General features: G+C 62.7%; 9 protein-coding genes. 3 read left to right on the top strand and 6 right to left on the bottom strand.

Annotated elements, in window-relative coordinates; all coding sequences use genetic code 11:
- Positions 1–413 precede the first annotated feature (413 nt).
- On the top strand, positions 414–1,187 hold the full coding sequence (locus tag C2L65_RS06680) for a class I SAM-dependent methyltransferase (protein ID WP_042313600.1): 774 nt from the start codon (positions 414–416) through the stop codon (positions 1,185–1,187).
- 143 nt (positions 1,188–1,330) lie between these two features.
- Here the strand turns inward: C2L65_RS06680 and C2L65_RS06685 are convergent, their stop codons facing one another.
- Positions 1,331–2,824: a flavin-containing monooxygenase gene (locus C2L65_RS06685; RefSeq protein WP_081921294.1), complete on the bottom strand. Its 1,494-nt coding sequence runs from the start codon at positions 2,822–2,824 to the stop codon at positions 1,331–1,333.
- Positions 2,825–3,024: 200 nt separating this feature from the next.
- Between C2L65_RS06685 and C2L65_RS06690 the strand changes: the two genes are divergently transcribed.
- On the top strand, positions 3,025–3,651 hold the full coding sequence (locus C2L65_RS06690; protein WP_042313604.1) for a TetR family transcriptional regulator: 627 nt from the start codon (positions 3,025–3,027) through the stop codon (positions 3,649–3,651).
- Positions 3,652–3,704: 53 nt separating this feature from the next.
- Here C2L65_RS06690 and C2L65_RS06695 read toward each other — a convergent pair whose 3' ends face one another.
- From C2L65_RS06695 to C2L65_RS06710, 4 genes are all read right to left on the bottom strand, one after another.
- Positions 3,705–4,931, bottom strand: a complete 1,227-nt coding sequence (locus C2L65_RS06695) for a tetratricopeptide repeat protein (RefSeq protein WP_042313606.1) — start codon at positions 4,929–4,931, stop codon at positions 3,705–3,707.
- 132 nt (positions 4,932–5,063) lie between these two features.
- A complete protein-coding gene (locus C2L65_RS06700; protein WP_007588312.1) occupies positions 5,064–5,744 on the bottom strand; it encodes a PspA/IM30 family protein in 681 nt (226 codons plus the stop codon).
- Positions 5,731–5,979 (bottom strand): hypothetical protein, encoded by a 249-nt coding sequence (locus tag C2L65_RS06705; RefSeq protein WP_042313609.1) that lies wholly within the window; start codon positions 5,977–5,979, stop codon positions 5,731–5,733. The genes C2L65_RS06700 and C2L65_RS06705 overlap by 14 nt, the downstream gene beginning before the upstream one ends.
- A gap of 278 nt (positions 5,980–6,257) precedes the next feature.
- A complete protein-coding gene (locus tag C2L65_RS06710; protein WP_042313613.1) occupies positions 6,258–6,899 on the bottom strand; it encodes a hypothetical protein in 642 nt (213 codons plus the stop codon).
- Between the two features lie 629 nt (positions 6,900–7,528).
- On the opposite strand from C2L65_RS06710, the gene C2L65_RS06715 reads away from it, so the two are divergent.
- Positions 7,529–10,087: a penicillin-binding protein 1A gene (locus C2L65_RS06715; protein ID WP_042313614.1), complete on the top strand. Its 2,559-nt coding sequence runs from the start codon at positions 7,529–7,531 to the stop codon at positions 10,085–10,087.
- Between the two features lie 969 nt (positions 10,088–11,056).
- Here the strand turns inward: C2L65_RS06715 and C2L65_RS06720 are convergent.
- Entirely contained in the window at positions 11,057–12,535 is a 1,479-nt protein-coding gene (locus C2L65_RS06720; RefSeq protein WP_103254515.1) for an efflux transporter outer membrane subunit, read from the bottom strand.

Below are 12,535 nucleotides of genomic sequence, written 5' to 3' on the forward strand. Positions count from 1 at the left end.
TGGCGGGCAGGGCGACACGCACTGATCTGCATCCGGCAGATGAAATGCGGCACATGAATTGCACGTCGTCTTTCACGCTTACGGTTTCTCAACGGCCCCTTACGGAACTGCTTGATAGGGACTATCCCGCAGTCGAATCGGGTACGATCGCCGGTGGCCGCGCGCAAGCCGTGCCACCTGTCTGTCGAATCCGCCAACCAATGACTGATGATTGAATCCTTCGCGCGCGTCTCGGGCTGGGAACAGTTGTGGTATCTATGGGAACTGATCGTCATGGTCTGCAAGTTCCTGTGGGGCCTGCTGCGCCTGTTGGGCGGCGGCTGAACCTGAAGCAGAATGCGATGCACTGTCACGCTGTGCAGGGTGAACTGCAGTAAGCTGAAGTCCATTTCATCCCGGTAATCCACCCACCGATGACCGACGATTCCACCCAGCGCTTCACCGACCGCGTGACCGACTACGTCAAATACCGGCCGGGCTATCCGCGCGAAGTCGTGACCTTCCTGCACGCGACATGCGGGCTTGCCGACGGCGCACGGGTTGCTGACATCGGCGCGGGCACGGGCATTTCGTCAAAGCTCTTGCTCGATGCCGGGCACCCCGTCGTCGCCGTCGAGCCGAATCAGGCGATGCGCGCCGCCGCCGACGCATGGCTTGCCGGGTACGCAAACTACAAGAGCGTCGCGGGCACTGCGGAGGCGACTACATTGGACAGCGCGAGCGTCGATCTCGTCATCGCGGCGCAGGCGTTTCACTGGTTCGATCCGGCGACAGCGCGACGCGAGTTCGCGCGCATCCTGAAGCCTCGCGGTCTGATCGCGTTGATCTGGAATAGCCGGCTACTCGACGCGACACCTTTTCTTGCGGGCTACGAAGCGCTGTTGCAACGTTTCAGCGTTGACTATCAGGCTGTATCCGAACGCTATGCGGACGACGAATCAATGGCTGTCTGGTTCGGCGACACGCTTGCGCACAAAGCGCGCTTTCCGAACGCACAGCGGCTCGACTTCGAAGGCGTGAAGGGGCGGCTGATGTCATCGTCTTATGCGCCGAAGGTCGGGCATCCGAATCATCAACCGATGCTGACGGCGCTGCGCGAGTTGTTCGACCGTACCGCGCAAGATGGCACGGTCGAGTTCGCGTACGAGACACGCGTGTATGTCGGATATGCACAGGACAACCGCTAGACCTGCAACGGAGTGCGTCCGGTCGGGCTGAGCGAGAAACTCGCGGAGGTCCTGTCATCTCGCTGGACGCTCATGATGCCGAGGCGCGCAGCGAGCGACCGAGGTGGCAGCGGCGCGCGCGTCGTGTGCGTCGCTTCGACGTTTTACTCTCGCTCCTGATCTGAGTACACATATTCGGCACTGCGCACGCGTCGTGTGCGTCGACGGAAATTGAATGTGAAGCGCGGCCAGATTGCCGTGATCTTGCCGTTATTCGTCTGATACCAGCTGTGGCAGCCGCTCGCCCAGACAGTTCGCTGCATGTCGCGTTGCAGGCTTGTGTTGAATGCGCGCTGTACGTCGGCACGAAGATTCATCGTGCGGGCGCCGCGACGGTGCAGTTCGCGCAGGCAATCGGCAATGTATTGCACCTGCGACTCGATCATGTAGATCATCGAGTTGTGCCCAAGAGCCGTGTTGGGTCCGGCCATCATGAAGAAATTCGGAAAGTCCGCGATGCTCGTGCCGAGATACGCTTCGGGTCCATCGCGCAGCCAGAGTGCATCGAGATCGGCGCCGCCGAGTCCCGTCACGTCGAATGGCGCGCCGACGTCGTTCACCTGAAACCCGGTGCCGCAGATGATCGCATCGACCGGATGATGCACGCCGTCGGCCGTCACGATGCCGTCATGCACGATGGTGCGGATCGGTGTCGTCACCACGTCGACATTCAGCTGGCCGAGTGCCGGATAGTAATCGCTCGATAGCAGCACGCGTTTGCATCCGAGCCTGTAGTCGGGTGTCAGCTTCGCGCGCAGTGCAGGATCTTTCACCCGTCGTTCGAGGTAGCTGCGCGCGAACTTCATCGCCGGGTTCACGAGCTTCGGATTGACGAAGAATCCGAGGCCTCGCGATTCCATCTGCCAGTAAATCGCGCTGCGCACGCAGCGTTGCGTGAATGGCAGATGTTTGAAGAGCCAGCGGGCGCGTTCGCTGACGGGCTTGTCGGGCTTGGGCATGATCCACGGCGCGGTGCGCTGGAAGAGCAGCATCTGCGCGACGCGCGGCTGGATTCGCGGGATAAACTGGATTGCGCTGGCACCGGTGCCGATGACGGCGATGCGTTTGCCTTCGAGTGGATAGTCGTGGTCCCAGCGCGCCGAATGAAATATCTTTCCACCGAACGTATCGAGTCCATCGATCCGCGGAATCGCCGGTCGCGATAACAGCCCAATCGCAGAGATCACTGCATCGGCCTCGACGGTTTCATGCACGCCATTGCGCGCGATATCGAGCCGCCAGACGAGCCGCGCCTCATCGAAACGCGCGGCCGTTACGCGTGCATTGAACTGCATCGCACTATCCACCTGATACTTGTGCGCACAATGCTTCAGATACGCAAGGATCTCATGCTGACGACTGAACGCCCGCGACCACGACGGGTTCGCTTCGAATGAAAACGAGTACAGATGCGACGGCACATCGCATGCAGCGCCTGGATACGTGTTGTCGCGCCACGTACCACCCAGGTCGGCCGCCGCTTCGTAGATCGTGAACGATGTAAAACCCATGCGCTTGAGCCGGATCGCCATGCCGATGCCCGAGAAGCCGCTTCCGATAATCGCGATACGCATCTCAGCACGATTGGGTGAAGGCATGGGTTCAACGCTCCAACGCATCGTCGAAGTCTGCAAACTCTCCGATGCCGAATAAGATAAAAGTTGATTTGTCTATCTCCGTCTACGACGGTTAATGCGCAGGGTAGACAACTGTACACAGTGCGTCAAGATCGTTGTACAGTGCTGGCTCCAAGGCCATGACATTGCATTGGCCGTCATGCGTCGTTAAACGGAAGCTCATGCAATCCGCATCAGAACTGGAACTCGCTCCCGGCAAGCGCAAGCTGATCGAGGCCGCGTTGCGCCTGACGGCGGGCGGCCGCAGCTTCGCGAGCCTCGGCCTGCGCGAGGTGGCGCGCGAGGCGAGACTCAACCCGAACACGTTCTATCGGCACTTCGCAACACTCGACGATCTCGCGCGCGAAGCCGTCGAATCGGTCAGCCGCCGCCTGCGCCCGATGCTTCGGTGCGAACGTTGGCTAGCCGCGCACGACGAGCCGCATCGCGTGCCGCGTCGCGCCTGCGTGGCTTTCTTTGCGTTCGCGCTGGAAAACCGCGAGGCCTTTCTGAGTGCGCTGGCCGAGTATCACGGCACGTCGCCAGCGTTGCGCGGGGCTGTGCGAGTACACCTGAACGAGGTGTCGGCTGAAATGGCCGAGGACGTCGTGCGGTTGAACCTGATGCCCGGGCTACCCCGCGAAACCGTCGAGGAAATCTGCACGCAGATCGTGTTGCAGCTTTTCCATCTGTCGCATGAATTCATCGGCAATGTCGCGCAGCGTGAGTTGTTGATCGACTATGCGGAGCGTTTCATCGTCAGGCTGTTCACGGGTGCCGTCTTCCTCGCGCAGCATGAGGCGCAATGAGAAAAGGGCTCCGTGAGGAGCCCTTTGCGTTTCATACGGACGAGGTGAATCGGTCAGGTGTCGTTCCAGCCGCCCGAATCGTCGTTGCTGCCCATATCCACACCGCCATCTCCGCCGCCGCTACCGTCGCTCCAGTCGTTCGAGCCTTGACCGAAGTCGATCGAGCCGGCGTCGTTGCTGCCGCGCTTGCGCGATTCGTCGTCGACGATCACATCGCGTTCGATCACGCGGTCGCGGCCTGAGTTGAGCGCTTCGCCAAGCAGCACGCCTGTCAGCAGGCCACCCATGCCGCCGCCGAAGCCACCGCCTTGCTGCACGATGACGGGCGGCTGCTGTTGCTGCGGCGGATACGGGTAGGGCGCTTGCGGATAACCTGGCTGCTGGCCGCCGCGTCCGAACGCCGTGTCCGCTTCGCGTGCGTAGGAAGAGTCGCCCATGCCCGCCGATGCGGCAGGCGCCGCATTCGGATCAGGCCGGCCTTCGGCGCGTGCCTTGAGGCTCGCGACCTGCCGTTCGAGGTCTTCGATCTGATACGGCGGCACGGGGTTCTTGCTATTCGACAGCGCTTCGACCAGTTGACGCAGTTGCGTCTCCGCGCCTTCGACTTCGCGTTCGAGCGCTTCGTGTCCCGGCGCCGTCGACAGCTTCACGTCGAGCTTTAGCGAACGGACGTCGTTGAGCAGATCGGTTGCGCGTTTGAGTTGCGCGCGACGGTCGTCGGTGGCGCGCGTGTCGTCCTGCGAGCGCGCGCGGCGCAGCGTCCAGCGGAGGATCAACGCGATCGCGCCGATCAGCACGACGATGCCGATCCACATGCCCATCGAAGGACCATGCCGCTCGGGCGCCGGCTGGAATGCCGATGGCGTGGCGGGCGCGGATTGCTGCTGCGCGAACGGATTGTTCGTGCGATGCGCGACGCCGCCACCGGCACCACCGTTCACGCGCGCGGCGTCCGAGCGCAAACGCGCTTCCGTCTGCGCGAAGCGGGCGGGGTCGGTGAAGCGAACCTGCGGGTCGAGCGTCTTCGCCTGTTGAAGCTGCGTGAGCGCTTCGGCGGGGCGGCCTTCGCGATCGAGCACCTGCGCGTACAGATAGTGCGCCCGGGCGCTGTCGGGATGCGCCTTCAGCACCTCGTTCAACTGCGAGTCGGCCTTCTGCCAGTCGCCCTGTTGAATCGTCGTTTCGATCTGCGTCGCCGTCGGCAACGCGAAGGCGGCGCCAGACACGAGCATCAGCGAAAGCGTCAGGGACACACCGGCTGCTGCGAGGAGTTTTTTCATGATGCGGGCCGGGCGGATTGACGCCCGTCTCCTTGACTATCGAGTTGCCGTGCCGCGCGGCCGTCATGTCGTAGTACACGGCGCCGCGCGGCACATCGCCTGTTGCGCGCTTATCACACGCTTATGGCGCGCTTACTGCGCAGGCGTGTCCAACTGCTTCTTCAGCGCGGCGAGACGGTCGTCGATCGACGGGCCGCGGTTCAGGTCCGCGAGCTTGTCGTCGAGCGCCTTGCCGCTCTTCACGTCGGCCGAGTTCAGGCGCGCGTCGGAACGTGCAGTCGACAGCGCGACCTTGTCTTCCAGCTTCTGGAAGTCTTCAGCAAGATTCTTGCCGCCGATTCCGCCCAGCGCGGTGGCCGCCGTGTCCTTGGCCTCCGCGATCTGCTGCTTGGCCTGCAGGATGTTCGAGCGCGCGTTCAGGTCGTTGCGGCGCTGACGCATATCGTCGATCTGCGTCTTCAACTGGTCGACGGAAGGCTCAAGCGTGGTCAGTTCCCTCGCGAGCGCGTCGCGTTCGGCTTCCGCCGTCGACTGCGCACCGAGCGCCTCGCGCGCGAGCGCTTCGTCGCCCGACTGCAGCGCGCGCTTGGCGCCGTCTTCGTACTTCTTCGCCTTGTCGGCGGCCACGTCGCGCTTGCTTTGCTGCGTGGCGACCTGCGCCTGGATCTCGATCAGCGAGTTCTCCGCTTTCGCGATGCTCTCGTCGAGTTCGCGCACGATCTGGCGCGCATCACGCGACGGGTCTTGCACGGAGTCGGCTGCATCGTTCAGGAGACCTTTGACCGTCCGCGTGATGCTGTCAAAAAGCGACATGAAATTCCTCCATTGATTGAAATCGACGCTGAATACCCGGCGCATTGAAGCTCGCGCGCAACGACGTCGACTGAACATAGTTTACGCCGCCTTGCGCGATGCTGCGGGTCTGCTCCATGCCATCAGACAGCGCGTCTTCGCGCTTGTTGCATGACAGCGGAGCAAACGGACCTGACATCGGGGCGCGCGCACGGAATGCAATACCTGAGCGCACATTTAAGTTGCCGCGACGCATCCGTTGACGCTTCGCACACGCTTTGCAATCGATGCATGACCGGCTATTCAACAGCTCGCGGATATTACACCACGGGTACTCTTAAAACGGTCTTAAAACGCGATTTCCTGCGCCTTTCAGCCGATGCTTTCGCAATCTTTGCGACGTGCGCGCGCATACGCAACGTGATGAACGAATCAGCGTGCGGATTTGTCAAATCGCGTGGTCGAATTCTTTCGGATAGCCGACGATACATCGTCTGCGAGCACGACGTACTCGTGCCATCTAACGCCGCGAACTCAGGCGAAGTGCCCGCTGCCTTCGGTGGGATCGATGCCCGGTTCGTCGTCTTCGTGCTCCTGCTTACGCTTGCTTTCGGCATCGCGTTTCGACGAAAGCAGTGTGGGCGCGCTGGATGGCGCGCGCGTGTCGGTGGCGTCGTGCGACGCGAGCGCAGCAGATTTCGCGGCCGTTACGCGTGCAGCGGCCTGAGCGGCGGCAGCGTCGTCGGTGTTGTCGAGCGTAACGGACGTAACGGACGCGACGGGCGTCGCGAGCGCGGCAACGGGGGTGGCGAGATCGATGGGGGCGAGCGGCTCTTGCGGCGTGTCGGAGGCGGCGAAGACGGTATCGTTTTCAGTCGGCGTGCTTTTGCTGCCCGGTGCGGGCGATCGGAGCGCGCCCGGCGTGGCTTGCCGCAGATGCTTGCTTGCGCGGGCGACGCGTTGCAGCGCTTCGTTCAGCGCGTCGGGTTCGCGCGGCGCGCGCAACCGGTCGACGATGCTCGCCGCCTTGACCTGCTCGCTGGTCGCGCCGAAGCTCAGCACTGCGCGCCGCATCAGCTCGCTGACGCTGATGCCGAGGTTTTCCGCCGTCGTGGAGATGGCGCGTTTCTGGGCGGGGCTGACGAAGACGACGATGCGTTCGCTAGGCTTGTTCATAGATCGGCTCGCGTTCTTTGTTGGTGTCGAACTGCGGAGGAATCCGGGCAGGGCGGCGAGTCTTGCTTGGCGCACCTCAAACCATCATAAGACTAAAACGGGGCGCGCGGTTGCGCGCGGGCGTAAATCGGGCGGCCCGTAAAATGGCTGTCACATCAACGGGTTGCCGCGTTTGCAGGAGCATTGTCCACAGGGCTGTGAACATTTTCTGTTGATAACCGCACGGCGCGGCACAGGCGGACACGCATGGTGCCGCACAGTGTTTTTTCTTACATCGGGGCGCAATCATGAGGGAATTCTTACAAAAAAATCACCTTCTGCGCCGCTTGATTTCTTTAAAATGCGCTGTTACGTTGCGCCAGACACCGCCTGGGCGCGCTGTGCGGCCGGCCGGGGCGGGGTCAAACAGTCGGTGCCGCGCGGTGGCAGTCGCCAAGGGTAAAGGCCGTCGTCATGCGTTGCGCGCGGGGCGTCCTTGCATGGCCGCCGTCGGATCGGCGGCAAGGCGCCGATCTGGCGCGCAACGGGGCCGCAGTCGCGCGTTATGTCGCGCGAGCGGCGCCACGATCACGATACAGGCGCACCGCGCGTGCAACTCCGGCGTGTAAGTAGCGCCCATCATTCCAGTCATGCCAATCATCAAACGACCGCAATCTTCCAGCTCCTCAGGGCATTCAGGCCGCGAGCCTTCTTTCGGCAGCAACGACAACCCGAGTCGCGATTACCGCTACGCGCAGCGCGAAGAAAGCGACCGCGATGAGCGCGGTGGCGGTGCCCGTTCAGGCGGCTCGGGTCGCTCGGGTCGCTCAATAGGCGGCACGATCGCGTTGTGGTTCGCCGGGCTGTTCGCGACGCTCGCGGTGGTCGGCGCGCTGATCATCGGCTATGCGCTCGTCGTGATGGGGCCGCAATTGCCGTCGCTCGATGCGCTCACCGACTACCGCCCGAAAGTGCCGCTGCGTATCTATACGGCGGACCACGTGCTGATCGGCGAATTCGGCGAGGAGCGGCGCAGTCTGGTGCGCTTCCAGGACATCCCTGACGTTCAGAAGAAGGCCGTGCTCGCGATCGAGGACTACCGCTTCTACGAGCATGGCGGCGTCGATTTCATCGGCATCCTGCGTGCGGGTTTTGCGGACCTTGCGCATGGCGGTTCGTCGCAGGGCGCGAGCACGATCACGATGCAGGTCGCGCGCAACTTCTTCCTCTCAAGCGAAAAGACGTACACGCGCAAGATCTATGAAATGCTGCTCGCGTACAAGATCGAGCGCGCACTCACGAAAGACCAGATTCTCGAGCTGTACATGAACCAGATCTATCTGGGCGAGCGCGCTTACGGCTTCGCGGCCGCGGCGCGCGTGTACTTCGGCAAGGATCTGAAGGACATCACGCTGGCGCAGGCGGCGATGCTCGCGGGTCTGCCGAAGGCGCCGTCCGCGTACAACCCGGTCGTCAATCCGAAGCGCGCCAAGATTCGCCAGGAGTACATCCTGAAGCGGATGCTCGATCTGAATTACATCACGCAAGACCAGTACAACCAGGCTATCAAGGAAGATATCCGCACGAAGACGGCGGGCAACGAGTACAGCGTGCATGCCGAGTACATCTCGGAGATGGTGCGCCAGATGATGTACGCGCAGTACAAGGACGAGACCTACACGCGCGGTCTGAACGTCACGACGACGATCGATTCCGCCGATCAGGAAGCCGCCTATCTCGCCGTGCGCAAGGGCGTGATGGACTACGAGCGCCGTCACGGCTATCGCGGGCCGGAAGGCTTCGTCGAGTTGCCGGCTGCCGGCGACGAGCGCGACGAAGCCATCGAAGACGCGCTGAACGATCACCCTGACAACGGCGAGATCATTGCAGCCGTGGTGACGTCGGCGACGCCGAAGGAAGTGAAGGCGCAATTGCTGGACGGCACGCAGGCGAGTGTGACGGGCGATGGCTTGCGTTTCGCGGCGGGCGCGCTGTCGGCGCGCGCGGCGCAGGCGCAGCGCATCCGGCCGGGCTCGATCGTGCGCCTGATCGCCGATGCGAACGGCAACTGGCAGATCACGCAGTTGCCGCAAGTGGAAGGCGCGCTGGTGTCGATGACGCCGCAGGACGGCGCGATCCGCGCGCTGGTCGGCGGCTTCGACTTCAACAAGAACAAGTTCAACCACGTGACGCAGGCATGGCGCCAGCCGGGGTCGAGCTTCAAGCCGTTCATCTATTCGGCGGCGCTCGACAAGGGCTTGGGACCGGCGACGATCATCAACGACGCGCCGTTGTACTTCCCGCCGAGCGCGCCGGGCGGCGACGCGTGGGAGCCGAAGGACGACGATCAGCCCGATGGTCCGATGCCGATGCGTCTCGCACTGCAGAAGTCGAAGAACCTGGTGTCGATTCGCATCCTGTCGTATATCGGCACGAAGTACGCGCAGGATTTCGTCACGCAGCGCTTCGGCTTCGACGCCGACAAGACGCCGCCGTATCTGCCGATGGCACTTGGCGCTGGTCTGGTGACGCCGCTGCAATCGGCGGGTGCGTATAGCGTGTTCGCGAACGGTGGTTACCGGATCAATCCGTATCTGATCGGCGAAGTGGATGACGCGCACGGCCAGCCGCTGTCGCGTGCGCAGCCGCTGACGGCGGGCAAGGATGCGCCGCGCACGCTGGAGCCGCGCAACGCGTACATCATGAACAGCCTGCTGCATTCGGTGGCGACGGCGGGCACGGGCGCGGGCACGAACGTGCTGCATCGTAACGATCTGCAAGGCAAGACGGGTACGACGAACGATGCGAAGGATGGCTGGTTTGCCGGCTATCAGCAGTCGCTCGTGGCTGTCGCGTGGATGGGGTATGACCAGCCGAAGTCGCTCGGTAGCCGAGAGTTTGGTGCGCAACTGGCGTTGCCGATCTGGGTCGAGTATATGCAGCGTGCGCTGCGTGGTGTGCCGCAGGTTGAGCCTGAGATGCCTCAGGGTGTCACGTCCGTCGATGGCGAGTTGTTCTATGCCGATATGACGCCGGGGAGTGGGTTTGTCGCGAGTATTGGGATGGATTCGGCGAATCCGCTCGCAAGTGGTGGGGATGCTGTCGGCACGGTTGGGCCAGCGGGGATGACGCCGCCCGCGCCGCCGCCGAATGTCACTTCGACTGAGAAGAAGCAGATTATGGATTTGTTTGAGTCGAATAAGCCGTAAGGGGTTGGGTTTGGGTTTTGCGCTGCGCGGGCGGTTTGGTTTGCTTGTGTTTGCGCTGGCATCCGCGCTTTGTTATCTAGCTTCAGGCGTCGCCCCTGTGCGGGGCGGCACCTACTTTTCTTTGCCGCCGCAAAGAAAAGTAGGCAAAAGAAAGCGGCTAACACCGCCAACATTTCTTCCTGCCTGAGGGACCCCAACCGGTCCCTTACTTCACGCGGCAACTTCTCGATTCAAGTTCGTTGCCAGCGCTCTTCCAGTGCGCCTCACCCGCTTCACGCCCCCGCATTTCAGCATGCCTTGTCACATAGTCCACCGCCGCCCAGGTGGCAAACTGTGTGTCGGCCCAAGTGCTCCAGACGCCTCACTTCGGATCGATAGTACGCGCACCCCACCCTGTAAGAGCGCCACGCTATACGACGCGACAACCTACACACAGTTTGCCACCTGGGCGGCACATACCGTTCGCTGCCGTGAACCCATGTACGGGTGCTTGAAGTGGGTGAGGCGTTCATTCGAAGCGTTGGCAACGCACGCAAACAGAAAGGCTGCCGTGTGAAGCGTAAGACCCTGTGGGGGCCCTCAGGCAAGCACAAGAATTGGCGGTGTTAGCCGCTTTCTTTTGCCTACTTTTCTTTGCGGCGGCAAAGAAAAGTAGGTGCCGCCCCGCACAGGGGCGACGCGTGAAGCACGAAGGCAAATCGCGGATGCTAGCGCGAAGCAAAGCAAACCAACCAAAACCGCTGCGCAGCAAACACCTGATCGCGGACGCCAACGCAAAGGCAAGAAAACCAAAACCGTCCGCGCCGCGAAGGCACAAACGCGTCCCAGCGCACTCGCAAAAAAATCAGGCAAAAAGAGCGCTGCACACCAAAAGCATATTTCGATGCACGCTCAACGACTTATCTCACCTATCCAGAAGATATCAACAAGCCTGTGAACAAAAACTGTTGATAACAACAAAATCCGCCATCACCGCGCAACAACAGGCGCCGACGAAGCCACCTCGTCCACAGGAGGATTCCCCATCGCCTGAAACAACGCAGCCGTATCGTTCAACCTCGCGCCAGTAAACCGAATCTCATCAAGCCGCGCATTGCGATACTGCTGCTCGCTCGCCCGCGACGCCGTGACAGGCACGGCCCCCAGCCGATACCGCGCGGCCGTCTCCTCAAACGACCTCTGCGCCGCCCGCGCAGCAACATTCGCGGCATCGAGCGATTGCGCATCATGCTCGAGCGCAGCGAGCGTATCCGCGACATTCTGGAACGCGGCCAGCACGGTCTGCTTGTACTGCGACGTTGCAGCTTCATACGAAGCAACAGCCGCGCGCCGCTGCGCAAACAGCGCTCCGCCATGAAAGATCGGCTGTGTGATCGATGCGCCGATGCTCCAGATCGCCCCCGCGCCCGACAACGCAACAGGCCAGCTAAACCCGCCTTGTCCCATCGATGCGCTCAGCGTCAAGCTCGGAAACATCTGCGCAGTCGCGACACCGACATCGGCGGCAGCGGCCTTGAGCGTCGCATCGGCGGCCTGAATATCGGGGCGTGCCTTCAGCAGATCGGATGGCACGGAGACGGGCACTTGTTCCGGCACATGTAGCGACGCAAGATCGAGCGCAGGCGGCGCCTCGTCCGGCGTACGCCCGAGCAGCACCGCAAGCGCATGCCGCGTCGTCAGCAACTGCTGGCGCGCCGGCGGCAGACTCGCGGCAAGCGACGCCGCGCTTTGCTGCGCGTTCAACAGATCGCTGTGCGACACCGCGCCAAGATCGTAGCGGCGCTGCGTGTCGCGCGCCTGTTCGTTGGCGAGCGCGACGAGCCGCTCGGTCGTTTGCACCTGTGCGTCGAGCATCGCCGCCGAAATCGCCGCGGCCACGATGTTCGCAGCAAGCGCGCGCCGCGCCGCGTCGAACTGGTACGCCTGCACGTTCACACGCGACGCCAACGCCGCATCCGCGAGCCGCGCCGCGCCGAAAATATCGAACGTGTACTGCGCCTGCAATTGCCCAACGAACGTGTTGTACAGAAACGTGTTCGGCCCGATCTCGGGAATCGCGAGCGCGCGCTGGCGAGCCGCCTGGCCGCCGACGTCGATGGTCGGCAACATGTTGCTGCCGATCTGCGCGCGCAACTGCTCGCGCGCGGCCTTGAGACTCTTGTCGGCGGCGTCGAGCGTCGGGCTGTTGCGCAGGCCCTCGTCGACGAGCGCGTTCAACTGATCCGATTCGAACGTGCGCCACCATTGCGGCACCGCCTTCGCGCCAACCACGAACTGCTGCGTCACGCCTTGCGCAGGCACGGTCTGCATCGGTTGCGGATCGGCGCCGTAGTGCGCGGGTTCGGGCATCGCGGGCGGATTGCCGTTCGGCCCGAACGAACAGGCCGCCGCGAACACGCAGGCAACGGCTACGGCAAAAGACGTACGGGTCATCGAAAGAAGGCTCAT

This window comes from Paraburkholderia terrae (assembly GCF_002902925.1).
Lineage (GTDB): Bacteria > Pseudomonadota > Gammaproteobacteria > Burkholderiales > Burkholderiaceae > Paraburkholderia > Paraburkholderia terrae.